The sequence below is a fragment of the Pimelobacter simplex genome (assembly GCF_024662235.1).
Lineage (GTDB): Bacteria > Actinomycetota > Actinomycetes > Propionibacteriales > Nocardioidaceae > Nocardioides.
Window position 1 is genome coordinate 412,218 of the sequence record NZ_CP096276.1, and the last position, 25,094, is coordinate 437,311.

The 25,094-nt window shown below is 72.6% G+C and carries 23 protein-coding genes; 17 read left to right on the forward strand and 6 right to left on the reverse strand.

What is annotated here, in order from left to right; genetic code table 11:
• Positions 1 to 8: 8 nt before the first annotated feature.
• Positions 9 to 521, forward strand: a complete 513-nt coding sequence (locus M0M48_RS01890) for a hypothetical protein (protein WP_257754171.1) — start codon at positions 9 to 11, stop codon at positions 519 to 521.
• A 7-nt stretch (positions 522 to 528) separates the two neighbouring features.
• Here the strand turns inward: M0M48_RS01890 and M0M48_RS01895 are convergent, their stop codons facing one another.
• From M0M48_RS01895 to M0M48_RS01905, 3 genes are read right to left on the reverse strand one after another with little or no spacing between them, the layout of a single operon-like run.
• The gene (locus M0M48_RS01895) at positions 529 to 1,263 is read right to left on the reverse strand and encodes a hypothetical protein (RefSeq protein ID WP_257754172.1); all 735 of its coding nucleotides are present in this window, start codon (positions 1,261 to 1,263) and stop codon (positions 529 to 531) included.
• Between the two features lie 37 nt (positions 1,264 to 1,300).
• Positions 1,301 to 1,690: a type II toxin-antitoxin system VapC family toxin gene (locus tag M0M48_RS01900; protein WP_257754173.1), complete on the reverse strand. Its 390-nt coding sequence runs from the start codon at positions 1,688 to 1,690 to the stop codon at positions 1,301 to 1,303.
• Positions 1,687 to 1,920, reverse strand: a complete 234-nt coding sequence (locus tag M0M48_RS01905; RefSeq protein WP_257754174.1) for a type II toxin-antitoxin system Phd/YefM family antitoxin — start codon at positions 1,918 to 1,920, stop codon at positions 1,687 to 1,689. Before M0M48_RS01905 ends, M0M48_RS01900 begins: the two co-directional genes overlap by 4 nt.
• 68 nt (positions 1,921 to 1,988) lie before the next feature.
• Here M0M48_RS01905 and rlmC point away from each other — a divergent pair, with 68 nt between their 5' ends.
• Positions 1,989 to 3,167, forward strand: a complete 1,179-nt coding sequence (gene rlmC, locus M0M48_RS01910; protein ID WP_257754175.1) for a 23S rRNA (uracil(747)-C(5))-methyltransferase RlmC — start codon at positions 1,989 to 1,991, stop codon at positions 3,165 to 3,167.
• Here the strand turns inward: rlmC and trhA are convergent.
• Both trhA and M0M48_RS01920 read right to left on the reverse strand, forming a co-directional pair.
• Positions 3,152 to 3,892: a PAQR family membrane homeostasis protein TrhA gene (trhA, locus tag M0M48_RS01915; protein ID WP_215816491.1), complete on the reverse strand. Its 741-nt coding sequence runs from the start codon at positions 3,890 to 3,892 to the stop codon at positions 3,152 to 3,154. The genes rlmC and trhA overlap by 16 nt on opposite strands.
• A gap of 82 nt (positions 3,893 to 3,974) precedes the next feature.
• Positions 3,975 to 5,195: an AIM24 family protein gene (locus tag M0M48_RS01920; RefSeq protein ID WP_257754176.1), complete on the reverse strand. Its 1,221-nt coding sequence runs from the start codon at positions 5,193 to 5,195 to the stop codon at positions 3,975 to 3,977.
• Between the two features lie 126 nt (positions 5,196 to 5,321).
• On the opposite strand from M0M48_RS01920, the gene M0M48_RS01925 reads away from it, so the two are divergent.
• From M0M48_RS01925 to M0M48_RS01975, 11 genes are all read left to right on the forward strand, one after another.
• Positions 5,322 to 6,095: an isoprenyl transferase gene (locus M0M48_RS01925; protein WP_215816490.1), complete on the forward strand. Its 774-nt coding sequence runs from the start codon at positions 5,322 to 5,324 to the stop codon at positions 6,093 to 6,095.
• A gap of 7 nt (positions 6,096 to 6,102) precedes the next feature.
• Positions 6,103 to 6,468, forward strand: a complete 366-nt coding sequence (locus tag M0M48_RS01930; protein WP_257754177.1) for a hypothetical protein — start codon at positions 6,103 to 6,105, stop codon at positions 6,466 to 6,468.
• A gap of 47 nt (positions 6,469 to 6,515) precedes the next feature.
• Complete coding sequence (locus tag M0M48_RS01935; protein ID WP_257754178.1) at positions 6,516 to 6,965, forward strand: DUF3817 domain-containing protein; 450 nt, start codon at positions 6,516 to 6,518, stop codon at positions 6,963 to 6,965.
• A 49-nt stretch (positions 6,966 to 7,014) separates the two neighbouring features.
• Positions 7,015 to 8,376, forward strand: coding sequence for a serpin family protein (locus M0M48_RS01940; protein WP_257754179.1), 1,362 nt, complete (start codon positions 7,015 to 7,017; stop codon positions 8,374 to 8,376).
• Positions 8,377 to 8,550: 174 nt separating this feature from the next.
• The gene (pstC, locus tag M0M48_RS01945; RefSeq protein ID WP_257754180.1) at positions 8,551 to 9,564 is read left to right on the forward strand and encodes a phosphate ABC transporter permease subunit PstC; all 1,014 of its coding nucleotides are present in this window, start codon (positions 8,551 to 8,553) and stop codon (positions 9,562 to 9,564) included.
• Positions 9,561 to 10,802 (forward strand): phosphate ABC transporter permease PstA, encoded by a 1,242-nt coding sequence (gene pstA / locus M0M48_RS01950; protein WP_257754181.1) that lies wholly within the window; start codon positions 9,561 to 9,563, stop codon positions 10,800 to 10,802. Before pstC ends, pstA begins: the two co-directional genes overlap by 4 nt.
• On the forward strand, positions 10,799 to 12,394 hold the full coding sequence (locus M0M48_RS01955) for a phosphate ABC transporter substrate-binding protein PstS (RefSeq protein WP_215816486.1): 1,596 nt from the start codon (positions 10,799 to 10,801) through the stop codon (positions 12,392 to 12,394). Before pstA ends, M0M48_RS01955 begins: the two co-directional genes overlap by 4 nt.
• A complete protein-coding gene (locus tag M0M48_RS01960; RefSeq protein WP_257754182.1) occupies positions 12,391 to 15,009 on the forward strand; it encodes a hypothetical protein in 2,619 nt (872 codons plus the stop codon). Before M0M48_RS01955 ends, M0M48_RS01960 begins: the two co-directional genes overlap by 4 nt.
• On the forward strand, positions 15,006 to 15,902 hold the full coding sequence (locus M0M48_RS01965) for a sortase (protein ID WP_215816484.1): 897 nt from the start codon (positions 15,006 to 15,008) through the stop codon (positions 15,900 to 15,902). The genes M0M48_RS01960 and M0M48_RS01965 overlap by 4 nt, the downstream gene beginning before the upstream one ends.
• A 60-nt stretch (positions 15,903 to 15,962) precedes the next feature.
• The gene (locus tag M0M48_RS01970) at positions 15,963 to 17,531 is read left to right on the forward strand and encodes a substrate-binding domain-containing protein (RefSeq protein ID WP_257754183.1); all 1,569 of its coding nucleotides are present in this window, start codon (positions 15,963 to 15,965) and stop codon (positions 17,529 to 17,531) included.
• Positions 17,532 to 17,622: 91 nt separating this feature from the next.
• Positions 17,623 to 18,573 (forward strand): phosphate ABC transporter ATP-binding protein, encoded by a 951-nt coding sequence (locus tag M0M48_RS01975; protein ID WP_252373720.1) that lies wholly within the window; start codon positions 17,623 to 17,625, stop codon positions 18,571 to 18,573.
• Here M0M48_RS01975 and M0M48_RS01980 read toward each other — a convergent pair.
• Positions 18,554 to 19,138, reverse strand: coding sequence for a TetR/AcrR family transcriptional regulator (locus M0M48_RS01980; RefSeq protein WP_257754184.1), 585 nt, complete (start codon positions 19,136 to 19,138; stop codon positions 18,554 to 18,556). The genes M0M48_RS01975 and M0M48_RS01980 overlap by 20 nt on opposite strands.
• 65 nt (positions 19,139 to 19,203) lie before the next feature.
• On the opposite strand from M0M48_RS01980, the gene M0M48_RS01985 reads away from it, so the two are divergent.
• The 4 genes from M0M48_RS01985 (at position 19,204) to M0M48_RS02000 (ending at position 25,074) form a co-directional block, all read left to right on the forward strand.
• Positions 19,204 to 20,097, forward strand: coding sequence for a hypothetical protein (locus M0M48_RS01985; protein WP_257754185.1), 894 nt, complete (start codon positions 19,204 to 19,206; stop codon positions 20,095 to 20,097).
• 72 nt (positions 20,098 to 20,169) lie between these two features.
• Complete coding sequence (gene mfd, locus M0M48_RS01990; RefSeq protein WP_257754186.1) at positions 20,170 to 23,682, forward strand: transcription-repair coupling factor; 3,513 nt, start codon at positions 20,170 to 20,172, stop codon at positions 23,680 to 23,682.
• 31 nt (positions 23,683 to 23,713) lie between these two features.
• Complete coding sequence (locus tag M0M48_RS01995) at positions 23,714 to 24,445, forward strand: hypothetical protein (protein WP_215816479.1); 732 nt, start codon at positions 23,714 to 23,716, stop codon at positions 24,443 to 24,445.
• A 2-nt stretch (positions 24,446 to 24,447) separates the two neighbouring features.
• Entirely contained in the window at positions 24,448 to 25,074 is a 627-nt protein-coding gene (locus M0M48_RS02000) for a MazG nucleotide pyrophosphohydrolase domain-containing protein (RefSeq protein ID WP_257754187.1), read from the forward strand.
• Positions 25,075 to 25,094: the final 20 nt, after the last annotated feature.

Consider the following 25,094-nt stretch of genomic DNA (forward strand, 5'->3'; position numbering starts at 1 on the left):
AGGTTCTCGTGCTCCGCCGCTTCGCGACTCTCGCCGTCACCCTGACCGCCGCCGCCGGTCTCGCTCTCGCCCCGTCGGGGGCGCCGATCCCCACCGCCGGCGCCGCGCCGGCTCCCCTGGGAGAGCGTGTCGCCGCCAGCGGCAACACGACCGTCGGCACCACGACGTTGTACAAGACCGTGCGCGGCGTCCGCGTCGCGGCGTGCCGCTACCGCCACGACGGGAACGGCTTCAAGACCGTCCGGTTCGACCTCGACCTGAGCCGCGCCGACCGGCTCCTCAGCCAGGCGCGGTTCCAGGTCAACGTGAAGACCGCGCGCAGCTATCGCAACCCGTGGAGCCCCTGGATGGCCAACGGACCGACGTACTACTACTACAACGGGCAGGGCCGCGGGTCCGCGTGGAGCGCCTACGTCCCCCTCGAGAACGCGATGTCGGTGCAGGCCCGCACGGACACCCGCTACGGCACCAGCCAGTGGGGCAAGCTCGTCCGCTGGACCGACCTCGCCTGGTGTCGCTGAGCCCTGGCTAGCTCTCCGGCGCCGCCGCCTCGCGCACGTGGTTGAGCACCGCGATCTTCTGCCAGATCTTGCGCTCCAGCGACACCGTCAGCGTCTCGACGGTGCTCACCGTGTCGAGCACCACCGGGTCGCGCGAGGCCTCCGCGCACAGCGCCGCGGCCTTGCCGATCAGGCTGAGCAGCTCCGAGCAGTAGTCGAGGTAGTTCTCCAGCTGGTCGGGCGCGAGGTCCACCGGCACGCTCGCCGGCGTCGGGCTGAACGACGAGCGCAGCCGCTCGGGGTCCTTGGTGAGCTGGTGCATGTCGACGATGTGGGCCAGCGAGCGCAGCCGGTGGAGCAGCTCGAGCAGTCCCGCGCGCTGCAGCCGCTCGGGCACGGAGTACAGGAACCAGATCGCCAGCGCCGCGAACACCAGGTCGTTGACGGCGCTCTCGAGCAGCGGGATCCACTCCAGGCCGGTGTCGGGGGCGTCGATGGCCGCCGAGCGCACGGCCAGCACCATCACGGTCGTGGTCACCGCGATCACCGCGACGATCCCGAACCGCGACAGCGGCCGCAGCCACGACCGCCGGCCCCGGACCGACGCCGTCGAGGACGCCACCGTCTCGACCAGGGCGGCCAGCTCGCCCGCGACCCGGTGCAGCCCGCGACCGGGGAAGCGCGCCTCGACCCGCTCCTCCAGGCGCCGTACCGTCGCGAGGACGGGGGCGGCCTGCACCTTCTCGAACGAGGACGACGTCACGGGCACACCCTAGGGCTGTTCGCGGTGCCCGGATCGGTCACCAGCGGAGCACGGTGAGGCCGGGCGCGGTGTCGAAGGCAGCGTCGGCCGTGACCAGGGTGAGTCCCTCGAGGATCGCCTGGGCGGCCAGGAGGCGATCGAAGGGGTCCCGGTGCTCCCAGGCGAGCGACCCGGCGAGCAGGGCGTGGGAGGTCGACATCGGGAGTGCGATCGCCGGCAGCGTCGCGAGCGCCTCGGTCCACCGGTCGCGCAGGGCGGTGGCCGTGGGGAACTTGCCGAGGCGGACCTTGAGCGCGACCTCGTAGGCCGAGACGTCCGAGACGAACCGGCGCGGCGCCTCGTGGAGCGCTGCGCGCACGTGGTCCGGGAGGCGGCTCTCGCGGCGCACGGTCCAGTAGAAGGCGTGCGTGTCGAGCAGCAGCGTCACAGGCCCCACTCCGTGAGCTCGTCGTCGTCGAGGGGAGCGAAGAAGTCGTCGGGGATCTCGGGGAGGTCGAGGAAGCCCACGGTGACCGCCGGTCGGGTGAACGGCTCGAGCCGGGCGACCGGCTTGCCGCCACGGGCGATCACGATCTCCTCGCCGGCCTCGACGCGGGCGAGGAGTCGGGAGAGGTTGGTCTTCGCCTCGTGCACGTTGACGACCACGGCAGCGCTCATGGACTAAGGCTATCAGCCTAAGTCCGGGAATGGCGCTCGTGGCGCTCTCGTCGCCCTACGATGGAGGCATGGGTCTCGCCGTGCTCGACTGCGCCCACTTCACGGCGGGGGAGTGCCGCTCCTGCACCTGGCTCGGCCGCCCGTACGACGACCAGCTGGCCGCCAAGGAGGCCACCACCCGCGCCCTCGTCGGCGCCCCCGGCGAGGTCTGGCTGCCGCCGGTCGTGAGCCCGCCCTCGGGCTTTCGCAACAAGGCCAAGATGGTCGTCACCGGGACGGCGGCCGCGCCGACCCTCGGCATCCTCGACCCGGCCGATCCCAGCCGCGGCTACGACCTGCGCGACTGCGCGCTCCACACGCCGGGGATCGTGGCGGCGCTGCCGGTGCTGGCCGAGCTCGTGAGCGCCACCGCCCTCACGCCGTACGACGTGGGCTCGGGGCGCCCGGTCGCCCAGCGCGGCGAGCTCAAGCACGTCCTGGTCACCGAGTCGCCCGACGGTGAGCTGATGGTGCGGCTGGTGCTGCGCTCCACGGCCGCCGAGGCCCGGGTCCGCAAGCACCTGCCCTGGCTGCGGGAGCGGCTGCCGCAGGTCCGGGTGCTCACGATCAACGTCCAGCCCGAGCACCGCGCGGTGCTGGAGGGGGAGCGCGAGATCGTGCTCACCGAGGACGACACGCTGCCCATGCGGATGGAGGCGGTGACGCTGCACCTGCGCCCGCGCAGCTTCTTCCAGACCAACACGACCGTGGCGGCGGCGCTCTACCGCGAGGCGGCCGCGTGGGTGCGCGACCTGGCTCCCGCGCGAGTGGTCGACCTCTACTGCGGGGTGGGCGGCTTCGCGCTCCACCTGGCCGCGCCGGGGCGCCGGGTCGACGGGATCGAGATCAGCGCCGACGCGATCGCCAGCGCCGAGCGCTCCCGGGACGAGGCCGGGCTGCCGGGCAGTCTCGCGTTCGCGGTGGGCGATGCGACCGCGCCTGAGCACGCCGCGCTGCTGACCGGCGCCGACCTGGTGGTCGTCAACCCGCCCCGGCGCGGGCTCGGGCACGACCTGGCCCGCCGGCTGGAGGGCTCGGGGGCCCGGCACGTGCTCTACTCCAGCTGCAACCCCGAGACGCTGGCGCGCGACCTGGCCGACCTGGCGTCGTACCGGGTGGTGCGGGGGCGGCTGCTCGACATGTTCCCGCAGACCCCGCACGCGGAGGTGCTGGTGCTGCTGGAGCGGCTGGGTCAGCGCAGCGAGTAGGTCGCCAGCGAGACGCCGACGTAGTGCGCGGCGAACGCGGCGATGGTGAAGCCGTGGAAGATCTCGTGGAAGCCGAACACGCGCGGCGAGGGGTTCGGCCACTGGAAGCCGTAGACCAGACCGCCCATCGTGTAGAGCGCGCCGCCGACGATGATCAGCACGAAGATCGCGATCCCGATGCCGAGGCCGAGCGCCGTCGCGCCCTCGAAGAACGCCGGGATGAAGAAGATCGCCGCCCAGCCGAGCGCGATGTAGATCGGCGCGGACAGCCAGCGCGGCGCGGTCGGCCAGAACAGCTTGAACGCGATGCCGAGCAGGGCGCCGGACCACACGACCGAGAGCATGACCACCCGCGCGGGGCCCTCGAGCAGGATCACCGCGAAGGGCGTGTAGGAGCCCGCGATGAACAAGAAGATGTTGGAGTGGTCGAACCGGTTGAGGATCTGCCACACCTTGGGCGACCACGTGCCGCGGTGGTAGAGCGCGGAGATGCCGAAGAGCAGCAGCGCGGACGTCGCGTAGAGCGCCGAGCCGACCTTGGTCGCCGCGGTGGGCGAGAGGGTGATCAGCACGATGCCGGCGGCGAGGACCAGCGGCGTCGAGGCCAGGTGGATCCAGCCCCGCAGCTTCGGCTTGATGTCCGCGACCTTCTCGCTGATCTGGTCACCGAGGGTGTCCAAGCGCGCGCGGACCTTCTCACCGGTGTGGGGGAGGGCCTGGTTCATGAGGAGAGACTAGCCGTCGTACCCAGGGACGACGACGGCCGAGCGAGCGTGATCTCACGCTCACCCGGCCGTCGTCGACACCTCAGGCCGTGGTGACCGGCGGGCCCTCGGAGGGCTGCACGATGACGAAGCCCGGACCCTGGAACGAGACCTGGAAGGCCTCGCCCGAGCCGCGGCCGATCAGCGCGCCGGCCGAGACCGTGGAGCGCAGCGAGGTCTGGAGCTGGACCGACCAGGCGACGAGGGCCTGGGCGTCGGCGAAGGTCGGCGCCTCGGCGGCGTTGAGCACCACCGGCATGCCCTCGGTCGTGATCGCGACCCAGCCGGTGCCGCGCAGGGTCGTGTTGAACAGCCCGCCGGCGGCGATGCTGCCGCCCTTGACCCGCTCGACGTTCCAGTCGAGGGAGGCCGAGAAGGCGAGCACGTTGCGGCCGTTGACCGACAGCCCGCTGTTGTTGAGGTGCAGGATGTGGACGTCGTGCGCGAGGTCGGCGAGGAAGACGTCGCCCTGGCCCTCGACGCGCATGAGCGAGAGGCCCTCGCCGGTGAACGCCTTCTTGAGGAACTTGGCCGCGCCGCCGCCCTGGTAGGCGAAGTTGACGTTGCCCTGGTAGGCCACCATCGAGCCCTGCTTGGCCATGAACGGCTCGGTGATCCGCACCCGGAGCAGCTTCTTGTTCTGGAGCATCGCGCCGGCCCCGTCGACCTCGCTGAAGCGACCGTCGATGAGCTCGCCGCTGATCCCGGCGAAGGCGTCGCCCAGGGCACCCTGGGGCTGAGCGCCGCCCATCGGCTGCGGCTGGTACGACGGCACGGCCGGGGCGGCCTGGGCCTGGAAGGGCTGCGCCTCGGGCTGGGCCTGGTACGGCTGGACCGGCTCCGCCTGCTGGGCCGGCTGCCACGCGGGCGGCTCGGACTGGGCGGGAACCTCGGCCGGGACCTCGGCCTGGGGCTCGGCCGCGGGCACCTCGCCGGACTGGACGCCGAGCGGCGCGAACGCGGTGACCGCGTCGGGCGCGACCGACGGCGTACCGGTCGGGGCGTCGACCGCGGCCTCGGCCTGGGCGTCGACGACCGACGAGCCGACCCACGGGTCGGCGTCGGCGCCGCCCGTGCTGCTCGCGGCGGCCTGGTCGGCGCCACCGGTCTCGACGCTCTGCTGGGCGGCGGCCTCGGTGGGCGGGTAGAGCGGCGAGGTCGCCTGCACGCCCTGGTCGGACACGTGGTCGGTCCACTGGGCGCCGTCCCAGTAGCGGAGCTCGTGGCGGCCGGTGGGGTCCGGGTGCCAGGCGGCAGCGGTCATGGTCGTCGTACCTCTTTCGGAAAGGTGGTGCGGAGTGGTGCCCATCGTGTCAGCCACGTGGGCGCCCTGGAAGGTGCCCTGCCCGATCATCCGTGCCGCACGGCCGATGTGTCCTACGATCGACTCGTGGCGGATTGGAAGCGCGGTGTGCGCAAGGTGCTCTACCCCGCCTACGAGGCACGCATGCTTCGCAGGATGCCCGGGAACCTGCCCAAGCACATCGGCGTCATGCTCGACGGCAACCGACGCTGGGCCAAGGCGGTCGGCCGGGACACCGCGCACGGCCACCAGGCCGGCGCGGCCAACATCGAGCCGCTCCTGGGCTGGTGCGACGAGGTCGGCATCGAGGTGGTCACCCTGTGGCTGCTCTCCACCGACAACCTCAACCGCCCCGCCCGCGAGCTCGAGCCCCTGCTCGAGATCATCGCCGACGCCGTCGACTCCCTCGCCGACCAGCGTCGCTGGCGCCTGCACCCCGTCGGCGCCCTCGACCTGCTCCCCGACGAGACCGCCAAGCGCCTCAAGGCCGCCGCCGAGGCCACCGCCGACGTCGACGGCATGATCGTCAACGTCGCCGTCGCCTACGGCGGGCGCCGCGAGATCGCGGACGCCGTCCGCTCCCTGCTCACCGAGCACGCCGCCCTCGGTACCCCGCTCGAGATGCTCGCCCAGCAGATCGACATCGAGCACATCGAGGAGCACCTCTACACCAAGGGCCAGCCCGACCCCGACCTCGTCATCCGGACGTCGGGGGAGCAGCGGCTCGGCGGCTTCCTGCTGTGGCAGAGCGCCAAGTCGGAGTTCTACTTCTGCGAGGCCTACTGGCCCGACTTCCGCCGAGTCGACTTCCTGCGCGCGATCCGGGCCTACGCGCAGCGCGAGCGCCGCTTCGGGTCCTAGGCGCCCGGTGAAGGGCGGGTTCTTCGTCGCCGGCGACGCGGGCCTCTACCAGCGTGCTGAGGCCGTTCTCCTCGGCCTCGGCGCCGTGAAGGGCCAGGACTCCGACGGTGCCGTGGTCCAGCTGGCCGACCCGGAGGGCCGCCTCCTGACCCTGTTCGAGCGCGCCCCGGCAGGCACCGAGTGGGAGTACGACATCGCGCTCCCCGGCGGGCCGACCGTGGTCGCGTGCCCCTTCGAGTGCCGCTGGGTCGACCTGGTGGTCCGGATAGCTGGACGGGTGGCGGACCGGTCTGCGCTCCCGACCTGGGTGCTCGACGGCGACGGAGTGCTCTGGGAGGCCGGACGGATCGACCCCCGGGCGATCGTCTTGTGACCAACGCGACGCCGCGTCCGGCGGTTCGTCTCGGTACTCTCGAAGCCGTGACCACCCCCACCCGCCTGTTCCGCACCGTCGCGATCGCCGAGGCGATCACCTGGACGGGTCTGCTGGTCGGCATGTTCCTCAAGTACGGCACCGAGACCACCGAGGTCGGGGTGCGGATCTTCGGCATGCTGCACGGCGTCGTCTTCGTGGCGTACGTCGTCACGACCGTCGTGGTCTGGGTCGACCGCCGCTGGTCGGCCGGTCGCGGACTGCTCGCGCTCGTCGCCGCGGTGCCGCCGCTGGCGACGCTGCCGCTGGAGTGGTGGGCGATCCGCAAGGGCTGGCTCGGCGAGACGTGGCGGCTGCCGGCCGGCGCGAGCCGCTCGCTGCCCGACCGGGTCGTGGCGTGGCTGCTGGTCAACCCGCTGCGCGGGCTCGGGGTGGGTCTGGTGGCCGTCGCGGCGCTGACCGGTCTCGCGCTCGTGGTCGGGCCGCCGACCTCCTGACCTGACGGGGCTGGGGGAACCCGGCGCCCCGCCGGTACGTCGGACGGGCATGTCCCTCGCGCTCGACCGCCGTACCACCGTCCAGCTCGGCCTCGCCGCCCTCGGCGCCTCCTTCCTGACCGCCTGCAGCGGCAGCGGCAGCGACGGCGGCGAGCCGCAGGCCGAGCCGACCGCTCCGGGCGGCGACGACGTGATCGAGCTCGTCTCCTCCGGCGTCCGCCGCGCCGCCGGCGACCCCGCTCTCGTCCCGGACGTCGTCGCCGGCCTGCACACCTTCGCCGGCCGCCTGTACGACGCCCTGGCCCGCGAGCACCGCGGCGACAACCTCGTCCTGTCCCCGTCCTCGGTCCTCGTCGCGCTCGGCATGACGCTCACCGGAGCCGCGGGCCGGACCGCGACCGAGATGCGCGAGGTGCTCGGCGTCGGTGACCTGGGGGAGCGCTGGCACCAGGGGGTCAACGCGCTGACCCGGTCGCTCGAGGGGCTCGCGGGGGAGCAGAAGCGGCTGGACGGATCGACCGCCGAGCTGGCGCTCGCGACGGCCGACCAGCTGTTCGGGCAGAAGGGGGTGGCCTGGGAGCGGGAGTTCGTCGACCTCCTCGCCAAGGAGTACGGCGCCCCGGTGCGCGCCGTCGACTTCGTCGAGCACACCGAGCAGTCCCGGCGCCTGATCAACGACTGGGTCGAGGAGCAGACCGCCGACCGGATCGTCGACCTCGTCCCCGAGGGCGTCCTGGACCCGGCGACCCGGCTCGTGCTCGTCAACGCGATCTACCTCAAGGCGCCGTGGGAGTCGCCGTTCGAGAAGACGCTCACCGCGCGCGGTGCCTTCCGCCGGGGCGACGGCAGCGTCGTCCAGGCCGACCTCATGCGGGTCCCCGACCTCGCCGCGCGGCTCACCAGCGGGACGGGCTGGCGTGCCGTCGCCGTCCCGTACGCCGGGCGCCGGCTCGCGATGACGATCGTGCTCCCGGACGAGCCCGGCGGCCTGGCCGGCGTCGAGCACCAGGTGGCGTCCGGTGGCCTCGCCGCGTTCACCCCGGCCGGAGGGAGTGGTGAGACGACGGGGGTCGACCTGACCCTGCCGCGGTGGACCTTCCGGACCGCCGCGCCGCTGCGCGAGGTCCTCATCGGGCTGGGGATGCCGGCCGCCTTCGGCGACGGCGCCGACTTCACGCCGATGACCGAGGAGGACCTCGACCTGGTGGTCAGCGAGGTGCTGCACCAGGCGTTCGTCGCGGTGGACGAGGAGGGAACGGAGGCCGCGGCGGCCACCGCGGTCGTGATGACCGAGACCAGCGCGCCCCTCACCGAGCCCTTCGTGGTCGACCGTCCGTTCCTCTTCGTGGTGCACGACGTGGCGCACGGCACGCCTCTCTTCGTCGGCCGGGTGACCGATCCCACGGCCTGAAACCCTCAGCTCCGGCGGGGGCTGTTGATTTCAGCAAAGTCGGCCCGTTCGTTCCCGTTCCGTTCACCGTCGTCACCCCCACTGGTCGAGAACCACCGTCAACGTTCCCGGTGGCAGCGCAGTTCCGCGTTGCCGTCAGAGGCCTGCTCGGGTGGCCACGATCGAGGACGACGTGTGACGAGCCTGCCCCTAGCCGACCCCAGCGCGCCGGAAGCGCAGCCGCGGCGGATCTCGCGCAGGCCCACCGGCAGCGACGCGATCTTCGTGAACGTCGCTCGCGCGATCGGTGCGTCGGTGCTCGTGATCACCGGTGGCGTCGGCGTCTTCCTGGCCTGGCAGGCCGTGCCGACCCTGCGCCGCTACGGGTTCTCGTTCCTCACCGAGCAGCGCTGGCAGCCCGAGGCCGACATCATCGGCATCGCCGGCGTCCTCGTCGGCACGGTGTCGATCGCGCTGGTCGCGATGTTCTTCGCCTTCCCACTGGCACTGCTGAGCGCGCTCTACATCAGCGAGTACGCCCCCGCGAAGATCAAGGGGCTGCTGGTCTCGGCGGTCGACCTGATGGCGGCGATCCCGTCGATCGTCTACGGCCTGTGGGGCTTCTTCCTGATGATGCCGCACGCCGCCGAGCTCGCCTGGTGGTTGCAGCGGCACTTCGGCTGGGTGCCGTTCTTCAAGATCCGCGGTACCGACCCGGACAGCCCGGTCTGGGACACCAGCCGCTACGTCTCCAGCGCGTTCTGCGCCGGCATCGCGGTCGCCATGATGGTGCTGCCGATGGCGTGCGCGGTGATGCGCCAGGTCTTCTCGCAGACCCCGCCGGGGGAGCGGGAGGCGGCGCTCGCGCTCGGCGCCACCAAGTGGGGCGTCATCCGCTCCGTCGTGCTGCCCTTCGGCCGCGGCGGCATCATCGGCGGCACGATGCTCGGCCTGGGCCGCGCGCTCGGCGAGACCATCGCCGTCGTCCTCATCATCTCGCCGGCCTTCGAGATCAAGTGGAACGTGCTCGAGACCGGCGCCAACTCGGTCAGCGCGCTCATCGCCGTCCAGTTCGGTGACGCCACCCCGGCCCAGCTCTCGGCCCTGCTCGCCGCCGGCTTCGTGCTCTTCCTGATCACGCTCGCCGTCAACACCTTCGCCGCGGTCATCGTGAACCGCAGCCGTTCCGGAGCGGACGCCGACGCATGACCGCCATCGAGACCCGCCCCGACGACCTCGACGGCCGCGCCGACGGCCCGGAGGCGCCCACGGAGCCGCGGACCTTCCTGCCCACCCGCGACCGGGACCAGGACGACGACGCCCCGCCGCCGGTCCCGCGCCGCGCGATCGGCGCGCCCAACGCCGACGAGCTGTTCGCCCGCGGCGGCGCCTGGGTCGCCGCGCTGGGCATGGCCTGGCTGATCACCCAGCGCTTCCTGCCCCTGGGCGGGCTGGCCTGGTTCCTCATCGTGCTGCTCGTGGCCGGCATCTTCATGACCGGCCTGCTCTCCTCGATGAGCACCACCTTCGTCGAGGTGCGCGACCGGGTCGCGGGCATCGTCGTGACCGCGGGAGCGGTCGTCGTCGGTGCCGCGCTGATCTCGGCCGTCGTGTTCGTCTTCGTGCGCGGCTGGCGCCCGCTGACCCACCTCAACTTCTTCACCGACGACATGGCCGGAGTCGAGCCCAAGGCGCCGTTCAGCCAGGGCGGCGTGCTCCACGCGATCATCGGCACCGGCATCCAGCTCGGCATCGGCCTGGCCGTCGCGCTGCCGCTCGGCGTGGGCACCGCGGTGTTCATGACCGAGGTCGGCGGCCGCTTCGCCCGCATCGTGCGGACCGTCGTCGAGGCGATGACCGCGCTGCCCTCGATCGTGGCCGGCCTGTTCATCTACACCACGGTCATCCTCACCCTCGGCGTCCCGCGCTCGGGCCTGGCCGCGGGCCTCGCGCTCGGCGTGATGATGCTGCCGATCATCGCCCGCGCCGCGGACGTCGTCCTGCGCGTGGTGCCCGGCAACCTGCGCGAGGCCAGCCTCGCGCTCGGCGCCAGCCGGTGGCGCACCACCTGGAACGTCGTGCTGCCCACGGCCCGTCCCGGCCTGGCCACCGCCGTGATCCTCGGCGTCGCCCGCGGCGTCGGCGAGACCAGCCCGGTGCTGCTCACCTCGGGTGCGGCGAACTTCGTCCAGGGCAACCCGTTCGACGGCGCGATGAACTCGCTCCCGCTCTTCATCTACACCCAGGTCCGCAGCGGCGAGCCGCACTCGATCGGCCGCGCCTTCGGCGCCGCGGTGGTGCTGATGACGCTCGTGCTGGCGCTCTTCGTGCTCGCCCGCCTCGTCGCCCGCCCGCGCAAGTACAAGAACCGCCCGTCGCTGCGCAGCCGCCTCGGCCGCCTGCGACCCGCCCGCACCCGCACCACCCGCAACGGAGAACCCGCATGAGCGCCCCCGTCCGCCGATCACTCGTCGCCCTCCTCGCCGGCGCGGCCCTGCTGCTGGGCTGGGTGGGCACCGCGACCGCCCAGGGCGCGGTGGGCCGCGCGGCGCCGTACACGACGATCGAGGGCACCGGCTCGACCTGGTCGGAGCTGATCGTCCAGAAGTGGATCGCCGACGTCGACGCCAACGGCATGAAGGTCGTCTACACCGGTGGCGGCTCGAGCAAGGGCCGCAAGGACTTCGCCCAGAGCACCAACGACTTCGCCATCTCCGAGATCCCCTACCAGGGCGTCGACGAGAAGGGGAACGCCGACAAGTCCGACCGGCCCTACGCCTACCTGCCGATCGTCGCCGGTGGCACCGCCTTCACCTACCAGCTCAAGATCGGCAACCAGCAGGTGCGCAACCTGCGGCTGTCCGGCGAGACCATCGCCAAGATCTTCACCGGCCAGATCACCAACTGGGACGACGCGGCGATCGCCAAGGACAACAACGGCCGCAAGTTCCCGTCGCTGCCGATCACGCCGGTGGTCCGCTCCGACGGCTCCGGTACGACGGCCCAGTTCACGACCTGGATGGACAGCCAGTACCCGAGCATCTGGCGCGGCTACTTCGGGCGCTCGGGCCTCACGTCGTACTTCCCGGTCAAGAGCGGCTCGCGGATGACCGCGCAGTCCGGCTCGGACCAGGTGATGAACACGGTCAAGGGCTTCGCGGGCAACGGCTCGATCGGGTACGTCGAGTACTCCTACCCGGTCAACGCGAACTACCCCGTGGTCAAGGTGCTCAACAAGTCGGGCTTCTTCGTGGAGCCGACGCAGTACAACACCGCGGTCGCGCTGACCAAGGCCAAGATCAACCCGACGACGCTGACCCAGGACCTGCGGGGCGTCTACGTCAACGCGGACCCGCGCGCGTACCCGATCTCGTCGTACTCCTACATGATCATCCCGACGGCCGCGAACGACAGCCGGATGACGACCTCGAAGCGCCAGACGCTCGCCGACTTCATCTACTACTCGCTGTGCACGGGCCAGACGAGCGCCGGCAAGTACGGCTACTCGCCGCTGACGCTCAACCTGGTCAAGGCGGGCTTCGCCCAGGTCGCCAAGCTCAAGAAGGCCGACAGCAACGTCAACCTGACCAACCGCGACGTCCGCAGCTGCAACAACCCGACGTTCGACGGCAAGAACGAGAACCACAATGTGCTCGCCGACAAGGCGCCCCAGCCGGCCGCCTGCGACAAGCAGGGCGCCGGGCCGTGCGGCACCGAGACCGGCACCAACAAGCCCTCCACCGACGGCAAGACCCCCGACGCCGGCTCCGGCGACGGCGGGACCGGCCCCTCGGGCGAGCCCGGCAAGGTCGATCCCGAGACAGGGGCGCCGGCCGGCGGCCCGGACACCGCCACCGACGGCGGCACCGGGGGCGGCAACGAGGCGGTGTACGCCAACCCGACCCTGGTCGCGGACCGCACCGGCGACCAGCGCCCCTTCGGCGTGCTCGCCGTGCTCCAGCTGGTCGTGCTCGTCCTCATCCCCGGCGTGACCAGCACCGTGCTGCGCCGCCGCCGCCAGGCCAGGAGCCGTGCATGAACCGCCGCCGCAGCACCCTCGTCGGAGCCGCCGTCGCCGGCGTGCTCTCGCTCGCCCTGCTCACCCCGGGCGGCGGCCCGGCGCTCGCCCAGACCGCCGACGCCGTCCCTGCCCGGACGACGACGGCCGCGACCGCGGCGTCCGCGGCCCCGGCCAAGGACGGCTTCCGCACCACCAAGACCGTCGACCGCACCTTCGTCGACGACGCCCAGGGGACGCCGGTCACCCGCGGCAGCTACGACTTCACCGTCTCCGCCGACCACACCACCGACCTGCGCGGCCGGGAGCGGGTCAACGTCAGCTGGAGCGGCGCGCCGCCGAGCGGCGGCCGGGCGAGCAACCCGTTCGGCGAGAACGGCATGTTCCAGGAGTACCCCGTCGTCGTCATGCAGTGCCGCGGCACCGACGACCCGGCCCTGCCCGCCGCCAAGCGCCTGCGGCCCGAGACCTGCTGGACCTCGACCTACGGCCAGCGCTCGCAGATCGCCGAGTCGCCCAACAGCGCGCTCTGGACCGCCGACCGCTACGCCACGGCGGCCGACAAGGAGCAGCTCTCGGGCGTCGACAAGATCCCGGCCGACATCTGCAAGAACGCGGTGCAGGACGGCCTGATGACCCACGTGACGCCGTTCGTCACCGGTGCCGGCAAGACCTACTACGGGTGCGATGCGAGCTCCATGCCGCCCGAGGCGGCCGTGGGCGCGGCGTTCCCGCCCTCGGAGATCGCCGCCTTCACCGACGAGGACGGCAACGGCTCGGTCGACTTCGAGGTCCGCTCCTCGACCGAGAACGAGTCGCTGGGCTGCAAGCGCGGCGTGGCCTGCTCGATCGTCGTCATCCCGATCACCGGGCTCAGCTGCGGCGCTCCCGCGGACGGCACGATGACCCCGCTCGACAAGGCCTGCCGCAAGTTCGGCGTGTTCCCGTCGGGCAGCAGCAACTTCGCCCGTGACGGCGTCGACGCCGCGGTGGCCCCGAGCCTGTGGTGGTCGCCGTCCAACTGGCGCAACCGGGTCTCGATCCCGATCTCCTTCGGCCTCCCGCCGGGTGCGTGCGACGTGCTCGACCCCCGCGCCCCGGTCGGCTTCTCCGGCTCCGAGCTGATGGCCCAGGCCGCGCTGCAGTGGGCGCCGGCGTACTGCCTGGACAAGAAGCGCTTCAAGTTCCAGCTCAACCAGATGCCCGACCAGACCGGCTGGAACCTCATGCAGACCGGTGAGTCGCCGGCCGCGTTCGTCTCGGCACCGCACGAGGCCAACGGGCCCGACCCGGTCGGCTACGCGCCGACCGCGGTGACCGGCTTCTCGATCGGGTACGTCGTCGACCGGCCCGACAACGCCGGCGAGGCGACCAACCTCAAGCTCAACGCCCGGCTCATCGCCAAGCTGCTCAGCCAGAGCTATGCGGGATCCTCGCTGGGGGCCGGGCACGAGGGCATGGAGAAGAATCCCTGGAGCATCCAGGCCGACCCGGAGTTCATCAAGCTCAACCCGGGCCTGAGCCAGCGCGCGACCGAGGCAGGCGCGACGCTGCTGTCGCTGTCGAACTCCTCCGACATCATCGGCCAGCTCACGGAGTACCTCGCCCAGGACGCCGACGCCACGGCCTTCCTGGCCGGCAAGGCCGACCCCTGGGGGATGAAGGTCAACCCGTCGTACAAGGGGATCAGCATCCCGGCCGCGGAGTGGCCGCTGCTCGACACCTTCGAGCCCAAGACCTCCGACCCGTGCCGCAACGCCAACCCGGGCGTCTACCTCAGCCAGATCGCCGCGCCGGTCACCACGCTGCGCAAGGTCGCGGACGCGCTCATCGACTCCTGGCCCAACGTGCAGACCCGCTGCGAGGGCGACCTGTCCTCGGTGACGGGCTGGAAGGTCGGTCGCGTCGAGCGCCAGTCCTACGGCGCCCGCTTCATGCTCGGTCTCGTCAGCCTCGGCGACGCCGACCGGTTCGGCCTGCGCTCGGCGGCGCTGCGCACCAACGGCAACAGCTACGTGGCGCCCACCGGGACCTCGCTGGCCAAGGCCGTCGGCGTCGCGCGCCAGAAGAAGGGCGACAAGCTCGGCCCGTTCGTGATGTCGCAGAAGGCGCTCGTCGCGGCCAAGGGTGCCTACCCGGGCACCCAGGTCGTCTACACGGTGGCCCGCACCCACGGCATGGACAAGAGCGAGGCCAAGACGGTCGGCTCGTTCATCCGGATCGCGACCACCGAGGGCCAGCGGATCGGCCGCGGCAACGGCGAGCTCCCCGAGGGCTACCTGCCGCTGCGCAAGACCGGCGCCACCGCGGCGCTGTGGCGTGCGGCCCAGGACGCGGCCACCGCGATCGAGGCGCAGAAGGCCGTCGGCGACAAGGGCCCGGGCGGCGGCACCGACAAGGTTCCCGACTCGTCGTCCGGCTCGCCGGGGGACACGCCCGAGACGGACGGCGCCGGCAAGGGCGCGCCGGGGGCCGAGCCGCCGGCGGACGGTGACGTGGTCACCGCCCAGACCGAGGCCGCGAGCTCCACGACGGCGCTGTCGATGCTGCCGGCGCTGCTCATCATCGGCCTGGTCGCCGCGGTCGCCTCGCTCGTCACCCGGCTGATGGCGCTCTACCGCAGGACGGCCCGATGACCACGGCCGTCGCCGAGGAGACCGGCCGCCGGCGACGTACGCCGCCGCCTCCGCCGCCGCCCAAGGAGTCCGGCCTGGTGGTGAGCAGCGCGCTCACCGTCATCGCGCTGATCTGCCTGTGGCTGGTCGTGCACCTGCTGCTCTTCGGCACGATCTCCCACGACCGGGCGCAGTCCCTGCTGCGCGGTGAGCTGCGCCAGCAGCTGGCCGCGGCCACGGCGCCGGTCGGGCCGACCATCGAGCCGGGTGCTCCCGTCGCGATGATGTCGATCCCGGCCCTGGGCGTCGACGAGGTCGTCGTCGAGGGGACCGCTGCCGGTGACCTGTTCGCCGGCCCCGGCCACCGCCGCGACACGGTGCTGCCCGGTCAGGTGGGCGCCTCCACGGTCTACGGCCGCTCGACGACCTACGGTGCGCCCTTCCGGCACCTCGCGGACCTCGGGGTCGGCGACCTGGTCAAGGTGACGATGGCCCAGGGCGAGATCACCTTCCGCGTGATCGCCGTACGGCGCGACGGCGACCGGCTCCCGCAGCCCCGCCCCGAGGGTGCCGCCCGGCTGACCCTCGTCACCGCCGACGGCCAGGGCCGGCTCGGCAACCTGATGCCCGGCGACACCGTGTACGTCGACGCCGAGGCCGCCCAGGGCTTCCCCTCGCCCGGCGGGTTCTCGCCGGTCGTGCCGGAGTCCGAGGAGGCGATGAAGTCCGGTACCTCGGCGCTGCCCCTGCTCACGCTCTGGCTCGCCCTGCTGATCGTGCTCGTCGTCGCCACCATTCTCGCCCGGCAGCGGTGGACCCGCGGCCAGGTGTGGGTCGTCGCGGTCGCTCCGCTGCTCGCGATGTCCTGGCTCGTCACGGACACCGCCATGCGGCTGCTCCCGAACCTGATCTGACCGGCCGAACCCATGCGTTTCACCCCAACCCGAGAAGAAGATCCAGAGAAGAGGAAGTTGATGTCTGCACGCAAGACGCTCGGGGGAGTCCTCGTTGCGACTCTCGCGACCGCCTCGGTCATCGCCGGCAACGCGCCGGCTCACGCGGCCTACACCGCCGACCCCGACGACACCACGTTCACCCCGGTCTCCGGCGACCTGATCGGCGCCGGCTCGGACACCAGCCAGCACGCGCTCAAGCTGCTGGCCGAGACCTGGAACAACCAGACCCCCGCGCCCGGCTTCAAGGTCGCGACCTACGCCGCGACCAGCGGCGGCGACCTCAACCTGCCGGGCGGCGCGACCATCGTGCGCCCCAACGGCTCGGGTGCCGGCAAGGGCCGCCTCTACGGCGCCAACAACGCCCCCGAGATCGACTTCGCCCGGGCGTCGTCGTCCCTCAACACCGCCGAGTCCGACGCCGGCCTCAAGCAGATCCCGTTCGCCGTCGACACGCTCAAGACCGCGGTCTCCGGCCTGGTCACCTCGAACGCGCCGGCGACGATCGCGGTCGAGGACCTGGTCAAGATCTACAACGGCACCTACACCAAGTGGAACCAGGTCCCGGGCGGCACCTCGACGGCCGACATCGTCCCGATGCTGCCGCAGGACGGCTCGGGCACGCTGAGCTTCTTCCTCGACCAGCTCAAGGCCGCCAACGGCGGTACGGCGGTCGCGCTGGCCGGCACCGTGGTGCGGGTCCAGGAGCACGACGACACCCAGATCAAGAGCAACGCCAACGCCATCGCGCCGTTCTCGGTGGGCCGGGCCGGCCTGCTGGGCAACACCCTGCGGGTCGAGGGCGGCTTCTCCAAGCAGCGCGCGCTCTACAACGTCGTCCGCGGCGCCGACGTGGCCAACGCCAAGGTCACCTCGGTCTTCGGCTCCGACGGCTTCCTCTGCTCCGAGCAGGCCGAGCAGCTCATCAAGCAGGCCGGCTTCGACCAGCTCGCCCGCCCCGACAAGAGCGGCGTGTGCGGTGAGCCCACCTCGGCCCCGACCACGAACTTCACCACCAGCGCCCCGGCGCTGCCGATCGTCACCAGCTCGTCGGTGACCGGCACCAGCACGGCGGCCCGCAAGGTCACCGTCAAGGCGAAGATCACCGGCTCGAAGACGCCCACCGGCACCGTGACGTTCAGCGAGGGCGGCACCGTCGTCGCCGCCGACGTCCCGGTCATCGGCGGTACCGCCACGCTCAACCTGAGCAACGTCACCCCGGGCGCGCACCGCTACCTGGCGCTGTACGCCCCCACGGTCGGCACCGTGTTCCAGGCCTCCGAGGGTGCCGTCACGGTCACCGCGAAGACCTCGGCCAAGCTGACCGAGACCTTCCCGGCGTCGGTCAAGAAGGGCAAGAAGGCCAAGGGCACCGTCGTCGTCACGCTCGCCGGCACCAGCACCAAGGCCACCGGCAAGGTCACCGTCAAGGTCGGCAGCAAGGTCGTCGGCTCGGGCACCGTGGTCAACGGCAAGGCGACCATCACCCTCAAGAAGCTCAAGAAGGGCAAGAACAAGCTCGTCGCGAGCTGGGGCGGCGACGCCCTCGCGCCGGCCTCGAGCCTCGCGTTCACGATCAAGCAGAAGTGATCGCGGCATAACGCAGCAGTCCCTGTGAGGGGCCCGGGTGGTCGTCGACGACGGCCACCCGGGTCTCCTCCGTTCTCCGAAGGAACCACCGATGAGCACCCCTCCCGCCGACGCCGAGACCGTCACCATCCCGGCCGTCCAGGCGCCCCTGCCGCCGCCCCCGCCCGCGCCGCTCGCGCCGCCGGGGCCCGCGGCGCCGGCGGTTCCCGCGACCGACGTACCGCGGCTCGGCCCGGCGACCTCGGTCGACGCCGGCCTCCCCGAGCGCCTCGCCGAGATCGAGGCGCGCGACATCACCGCCTGGTTCGGCGACCACAAGGTGCTCGACCGGGTCTCGCTGACCATGCCCGCCGGCGGCATCACCGCACTGATCGGCCCCTCCGGCTGCGGCAAGTCCACCTTCCTGCGCATCCTCAACCGGATGCACGAGCTGGTGCCCTCGGCCAAGCTGGCCGGCGAGGTGCTGCTCGACGGCGAGGACATCTACGACCCGGGCAAGCGCCTCATCGACGCCCGCCGCTCGATCGGCATGGTGTTCCAGAAGCCCAACCCGTTCCCGGCGATGTCGATCCGGGAGAACGTGCTGGCCGGCCTCAAGCTCACCGGCACCCGCATGCGCCGTCCCGACAAGGACGCGCTCGTCGAGTCCTGCCTGACCAAGGGCGGGCTGTGGAACGAGGTCAAGGACCGCCTCGACGCGCCCGGCGGCGGCCTCTCCGGCGGCCAGCAGCAGCGCCTCTGCATCGCCCGCTCGCTCGCGATCCGTCCGCGCGTCCTGCTCATGGACGAGCCCTGCTCGGCCCTCGACCCGACCTCGACCCGGGTGATCGAGGAGACCATGCTCGAGCTGGCCCAGGAGGTGACGATCGTGATCGTCACCCACAACATGCAGCAGGCGGCGCGGGTCTCGGACCAGTGCGCGTTCTTCCTCGCCTCGCAGGGCCAGCCCGGCCTGATCGTCGAGCACGGCGACACGACCGCCATGTTCCAGAGCCCGCAGGACTCGCGGACCTACGACTACGTCAACGGCCGGTTCGGCTGAGCACGTCGAGCTCGGCGGGCGTCAGCCCCCGTCCGCCGAGCAGCATCCGGAAGTAGACCGGGCCGAAGACCCGCTCGAGGAACAGCCGCGGCTCGGTGCCCACGGGCAGCTCGTCACGTGCCACGGCGCGGGTCACGACGACCGCGGCGTCGGCCAGCTGGGCATCCCAGAAGGAGCGCCGCAGGTCGTCGACCTCGGTGTCGTCGTCGGCCAGCGTGACCACCGCGCGGAGCACCGCGCGCACCGCCCGGTCCTCCAGCAGCGCGGTCACCGCGGCGAGCATCGCGGCCAGGTCGCCGCACAGCGTGCCGGTGTCGGGCGTCGGCACCCGCTCGTCGGCCAGGTCGGTCACCAGGGCGGCGACCAGGCGCGGCTTCGTCGCCCAGCGGCGGTAGACGGTCGCCTTGTTCACCCCGGCGCGGACGGCGACCTCGCTCAGCTGGAGCGCCTCGTAGCCCTGCTCGGCCAGCAGCGCGAGCGTCGCCTCGCGCACCCGCGCTCCCACCTCGGCGGAGCGTCCGCCCGGGCGTCGTCGTACCTGGCTCACGGCGTCAGTCTGGCGCACGCCCTTGACGTCCGGGAGTGCGCGTCCCACTCTTAATGCAACAATGGTTGCTTTAAGGAGGATCCATGGTGACGCGACGGACCTTGCTGACCACCGTGCCGGCCCTCGCCGCGAGCCTGGGCGTCGTCGCCCCGGCCGCGGCGGCGCCGGGGCGGCTGGGCGCGCCCGCGCCCACGGCGTACGTCGGAGGGCGGGTGGTGCCGCGCGCGGCCGTGCGGCAGTGGGAGGCGCGCCGGGTGCGGGTCGCCGCGCAGCGGCTGAGCAACCACCTGCCGACCGCGCTGCTGGCCGACCTCGACGCGCTGCTGCGCCGCCCGGCCCGGGACACCTCCACCCTCGACCGGGACCGGGAGCTGCTCGCCGCGGTCAAGCTGGAGATGGGGGCGGCGCGCCTGCGCCGGCTCCTGGCGCCGGACCTGGCGCTGTCGACCCCGGCCGGCCGGGTCGCCGCCCGGCTCGGCACCTGGGCGGTCAGCCGGGCCGCGGTCGTGGCGCCGTGGGGGAGTGCCCAGGGCTTCGCCGACTGGTTCACCGCGCGCGGAACCGTCGGGGACGAGCGGGCGCTGCTGGTCGCCTGCCCCGACCACTACCTGATCCGCGACCTGCGTCCCGGGCTGCAGGAGGTCGTCGAGGTGACCGGCGGCGCCGTCCTCGCGGCCCGCTTCGTCATCGACTACGCCGACCACGCCGGCCTGCCCGTCGCCGAGGACCCGCTCCTGCCGGTCCGCCTCGCGGGCTGGGCGCGGGCCGAGGGCGGGGACCGGATCGGCGGGGTGCGCCACCAGCTGCGCGACGAGCCGGGGGGCGGGTTCCGGGCCGAGCTGGCCGTCGCGTTCCCGGCGGCGCTGCCGCGCTGGATGATCACCGAGCACCGCTGGCACCTGGCCTGCGAGTTCTCGGGCTGGGCCACGGCCTACGGGGCGACGCTCGGGGGAGGCGCTGTCGGAGGTACGCCGTAGGCTGGGCGCGTACCCCCGGTCCCCGACTGACCGGGGGCGCTCGTCGTGTTCCTCGACCCGAAGGTGTGCCCCGTGAGCCTCGCCGGCCTCGCCGACGCCGTCCTCGCCGACCCGACCCTGTCCGCCGCGCTCGCGGCGGCCTCCGGGGACGCCCAGCCGACCGGTGAGCTCACCGGTCCCGAGGCGCTGCGCCCGTTCCTGGTCGCGGGCCTGGCCCGCTCCGCGCGGCCGGTCCTCGTGGTCACCGCGACCACGCGCGAGGCCGAGCAGCTGGTCGCCGAGCTGGGCGACCTGCTCGACCCGACGAGCATCGCCTACTACCCGAGCTGGGAGACGCTGCCGCACGAGCGGCTCAGCCCGCGCAGCGACACGGTCGGGCGCCGGCTCGCCGTCCTGCGCCGGCTCTGCCACCCGGGGACCGATGCCGCGACCGGACCGGTCCAGGTGGTCGTGGCGCCGGTGCGCAGCATGCTGCAGCCCCAGGTCAAGGGTCTGGGTGACCTGATCCCCGTCGAGCTGGCGACCGGCGACAGCGCCGACATCGACGACGTCGTCGCGGGGCTCGTGGGCGCGGCCTACACCCGGGTCGACCTGGTCGAGAAGCGCGGCGAGTTCGCGGTGCGCGGTGGCATCGTCGACGTCTTCCCGCCGACCGAGGAGCACCCGCTGCGCGTGGAGTTCTTCGGCGACGACGTCGACGAGATCCGTACGTTCGCCGTGGCCGACCAGCGCACCATCGAGAAGGTCGAGCGGCTCTGGGCGCCGCCGTGCCGCGAGCTGCTGCTGACCGACGCCGTCCGGGAGCGGGCCGCCGAGCTCGGCCGGACCCACCCCCAGCTGCTCGAGATCACCGACAAGCTCGCCCAGGGCATCGCGGTCGAGGGCATGGAGGCGCTCATCCCGGCGCTCGTCGACGACCTCGAGCTGCTCGTCGACCTCATGCCCGACGACACCCGCGTCCTCGTGCTCGACCCCGAGCGGGCCCGGGCCCGGGCGCACGACCTGGTCGCGACGAGCGAGGAGTTCCTCGCCGCGTCCTGGGCGACCGCCGCGAGCGGTGGGCAGGCGCCCATCGACCTGCAGGCGGCGTCGTACCACGCGCTGGGCGACGTCCGCACCCACGCGCGCGAGCGCGGCCAGAGCTGGTGGACGTTCAGCCCGTTCGGCCTCGACGACGAGACCCCGAGCGTCGCGCAGCCCGCGCCGACCTACCGCGGCGAGGTCGACAAGGCGTTCACCGACATCGCCCGGTGGCGTGCCGAAGGCACCCGCGTGGTCGTCGTCCACGTCGGCCACGGACCGGCCCAGCGGATGGTCGAGGCGCTCGCCGAGCGCGACGTCCCGGCCCGGCTCGTCGAGGACCTGCCGGCCGGCCACGAGCTCGACCCGGCGGTCGTCACCATCACCTGCGGCAACCTGGGCCACGGTCTCCTCGACGCCGAGCGCGGGCTCGCCGTCCTCACCGGCGAGGACATCGTCGGCGCCAAGGCCTCGACCCGCGACAAGGGCGCGATGCCGGTGCGCCGCAAGCGCCAGATCGACCCGCTCGAGCTCAAGGCCGGCGACTACGTCGTCCACGAGCAGCACGGGGTCGGCCGCTTCGTCGAGATGAAGCAGCGCGAGGTCCAGGGCGCGGTGCGCGAGTACCTCGTCCTCGAGTACGGCCCCTCCAAGCGCGGCGGCCCGGCCGACCGGCTGTTCGTCCCGGCCGACACCCTCGACCAGGTCACCCGCTACGTCGGTGGCGAGCAGCCCAGCCTCGACCGGCTCGGCGGCGGCGACTGGACCAAGCGCAAGAACAAGGCCCGCAAGGCCGTCCGCGAGATCGCGGCCGAGCTGATCAAGCTCTACGCCGCCCGCCAGGCCACCCAGGGCCACGCCTTCGGCCCCGACAGCCCGTGGCAGCGCGAGCTCGAGGACGCCTTCCCGTTCCACGAGACGCCCGACCAGCTGACCACGGTCGACGAGGTCAAGGCCGACATGGAGCGCACCGTGCCCATGGACCGCCTCATCTGCGGCGACGTCGGCTACGGCAAGACCGAGATCGCCGTCCGGGCGGCGTTCAAGGCGGTCCAGGACGGCAAGCAGGTCGCCGTCCTGGTGCCGACGACGCTCCTGGTCAACCAGCACCTCGCGACGTTCAGCGAGCGGATGAGCGGCTTCCCGGTCAACCTCAAGCCGCTGAGCCGGTTCCAGACCGACAAGGAGGCCGCCGAGACCGTCGCCGGTCTCGCCGACGGCACGGTCGACGTCGTGGTCGGCACCCACCGGCTCTTCAACGCCGAGACCCGGTTCAAGGACCTCGGGCTGATCATCGTCGACGAGGAGCAGCGCTTCGGTGTCGAGCACAAGGAGGCGATGAAGCGGCTGCGCACCTCGGTCGACGTCCTCTCCATGTCCGCCACGCCGATCCCGCGCACGCTCGAGATGGCGATCACCGGCATCCGCGAGATGTCGACGATCACCACCCCGCCCGAGGAGCGGCACCCGGTGCTGACCTACGTCGGCGGCTACGAGGACCGCCAGGTCGTCGCCGCCGTACGACGCGAGCTGCTCCGCGACGGTCAGGTCTTCTACATCCACAACCGGGTGAGCTCGATCGAGAAGGCCGCGGCCAAGATCCGCGAGCTGGTCCCCGAGGCCCGGGTCGCCACGGCGCACGGCCAGATGGGGGAGCACCAGCTCGAGCAGGTGATGGTCGACTTCTGGGAGAAGAACTTCGACGTCCTGGTCTGCACGACCATCGTCGAGTCCGGCATCGACGTCTCCAACGCCAACACGATGATCATCGAGCGCTCCGACACGCTCGGCCTCTCCCAGCTCCACCAGCTGCGCGGCCGGGTGGGTCGCTCGCGCGAGCGGGCCTACGCCTACTTCCTCTACCCGACCGAGAAGCCGCTCACCGAGACCGCGCACGAGCGTCTCGCGACGCTCGCCCAGCACTCCGACCTCGGCGGCGGGATGGCGATCGCGATGAAGGACCTCGAGATCCGCGGCGCCGGCAACCTGCTCGGCGGCGAGCAGTCCGGACACATCGCCGACGTCGGCTTCGACCTCTACGTCCGCCTGGTCGGCGAGGCGGTGCGCGACTTCCGCGACGACGGCGGCGCTCCGGAGCAGCTCGAGGAGGTCCGCATCGAGCTGCCGGTCGAGGCGCACCTGCCCCACGACTACATCCCGAGCGAGCGGCTGCGGCTCGAGATCTACAAGCGCCTGGCCGAGGTCCGTACCGACGCCGACGTCGACGAGATCATCGCCGAGCTCGAGGACCGCTACGGCGAGCCGCCCCAGCAGGTCGCGGCGCTGCTGCTCGTGGCGCGCTTCCGGGCCCGGGCCCGCAAGGCCGGGATCAAGGAGATCACCTCGGTCGGCAAGAACGTCCGCTTCCACCCGGTGGTGCTGCCGGAGTCGCGCACGATCCGGCTCAACCGGCTCTACCCGAAGTCGATCGTCAAGCACCAGCTCGAGTCGATCCTGGTGCCGCGTCCGGGCATCCCGGGGCGTACGGGAACCCCCATCGAGGGCGTGGCCCTGCTTGAATGGGCGCGGCTGGTGATCGACTCGGTCATCGACCCCACGGAGTAGCGTGCTCAACAGCCTGGAGTAGGAGTCCCCTGTGCGTCGTCGTCCCTTGCTCGTCCCCGTCGTGGCCGCGGTCGCCGCAGCCCTGCTGACCGCCGGGTGCGGCATCACCGACAACGCCGCGAAGCCGGGCCTGGCCGCCGAGGTCGACGGCCAGACGCTCCAGCTCGACAAGGTCGACCGGGCCGTCGCCGACTTCTGCGCGCTGCGGGCCGCCAACCCGGAGGCCCCGGCGATGTCGACCGCGCTCGTCCGGGCCCAGTTCGTCACCGGCTGGACCCAGGCCGTCGCCGTCGACGTGCTCGGCGCCGAGCACGGCGTGGCGCTGCCGCAGGGCGAGATCGACCGGGTCGCGGTCGACCAGGCCTGGGGCCGGCTCGGCACGATCAACGACGACAACTTCGACTCGTTCGCCTGGCTGACCTGGATCAGCCTCCGGCTGGCCGAGCCGGTGGCCGAGCTCGGCAGCAAGCTCGCCCTGGCCGAGTCCGGCCAGCAGCTGACCGGCGACGCGGCGGCCAACCGCGGCGTCGAGGCGGTCACCGCGTGGCTCGACGACGAGCACGTCGTGCTCAACCCCGTCTTCGGCCAGTACGACGACCGCACGGTCTCCTTCAGCGGCGACCCCCTCTCGATCCCGGTCAGCGGCGAGGCGCGCGCGGCCGACAAGACCGCCGAGCTCACCCCCGAGCAGGTCGCGAAGCTGCCCGCCGGTCAGGTCTGCGGCAAGGCGGCGCCCGTCCCGGCCGCTCCCGTCGGGGGCTGAGCATGGGCGAGGCGCCCGAGGGCGCCGTCGCCGAGCTCGTCGCGGTGATGCGGCGGCTGCGCGCGGAGTGCCCGTGGAAGCAGGAGCAGACCCACCGCTCGCTGGTGCGCTACCTGCTCGAGGAGACCTACGAGACGGTCGACGCGATCGACGCCGGTGAGCTCTCGGGCGACTGGTCCCACCTGGCCGAGGAGCTCGGCGACGTCCTGCTCCAGGTGGTCTTCCACGCGGCGATCGCCGAGGAGCGCGGCGAGTTCGACCTCGACGACGTCGCGCGCGGGATCACCGCCAAGATGCGCCGGCGCAACCCCCACGTCTTCGGCGCCGCCGAGGGAGGCGCCGACGCCGACGCCGGTACCGAGGGGCTCAGCGCGGCGGAGGTCGACGCCCTCTGGCAGCGGATGAAGGCCGCCGAGAAGCCGGGCGCCATGGCGTCCCCGCTCCCGTCGGGACTGCCGGCCCTGCTCTACGCCGACAAGGCGCTCGCCCGCCGCGAGCGCGCCGGCTCCGCGCTCCCGGACGCCGGTCCGGGCATCGGGGAGCGCCTGCTCGCGCTGGTCGCCGAGGCGCGGGCGGCGGGGGTCGATCCCGAGGAGGCCCTGCGCGACGTCGTCCGCGGGCTCGACTAGGGCCCGGCTGGGACTCGGCC

What these genes read in the sequence shown, in the direction of transcription:
- M0M48_RS01905 (WP_257754174.1), bottom strand. Translation starts at nt 1,920, where the DNA reads ATGAGCGCTGCCGTGGTCGTCAACGTGCACGAGGCGAAGACCAACCTC.
- rlmC (WP_257754175.1), top strand. Translation starts at nt 1,989, where the DNA reads ATGGGTCTCGCCGTGCTCGACTGCGCCCACTTCACGGCGGGGGAGTGC.
- trhA (WP_215816491.1), bottom strand. Translation starts at nt 3,892, where the DNA reads ATGAACCAGGCCCTCCCCCACACCGGTGAGAAGGTCCGCGCGCGCTTG.
- M0M48_RS01920 (WP_257754176.1), bottom strand. Translation starts at nt 5,195, where the DNA reads ATGACCGCTGCCGCCTGGCACCCGGACCCCACCGGCCGCCACGAGCTC.
- M0M48_RS01940 (WP_257754179.1), top strand. Translation starts at nt 7,015, where the DNA reads ATGTCCCTCGCGCTCGACCGCCGTACCACCGTCCAGCTCGGCCTCGCC.
- pstA (WP_257754181.1), top strand. Translation starts at nt 9,561, where the DNA reads ATGACCGCCATCGAGACCCGCCCCGACGACCTCGACGGCCGCGCCGAC.
- M0M48_RS01955 (WP_215816486.1), top strand. Translation starts at nt 10,799, where the DNA reads ATGAGCGCCCCCGTCCGCCGATCACTCGTCGCCCTCCTCGCCGGCGCG.
- M0M48_RS01960 (WP_257754182.1), top strand. Translation starts at nt 12,391, where the DNA reads ATGAACCGCCGCCGCAGCACCCTCGTCGGAGCCGCCGTCGCCGGCGTG.
- M0M48_RS01965 (WP_215816484.1), top strand. Translation starts at nt 15,006, where the DNA reads ATGACCACGGCCGTCGCCGAGGAGACCGGCCGCCGGCGACGTACGCCG.
- M0M48_RS01970 (WP_257754183.1), top strand. Translation starts at nt 15,963, where the DNA reads ATGTCTGCACGCAAGACGCTCGGGGGAGTCCTCGTTGCGACTCTCGCG.
- M0M48_RS01975 (WP_252373720.1), top strand. Translation starts at nt 17,623, where the DNA reads ATGAGCACCCCTCCCGCCGACGCCGAGACCGTCACCATCCCGGCCGTC.
- M0M48_RS01985 (WP_257754185.1), top strand. Translation starts at nt 19,204, where the DNA reads ATGGTGACGCGACGGACCTTGCTGACCACCGTGCCGGCCCTCGCCGCG.
- M0M48_RS02000 (WP_257754187.1), top strand. Translation starts at nt 24,448, where the DNA reads ATGGGCGAGGCGCCCGAGGGCGCCGTCGCCGAGCTCGTCGCGGTGATG.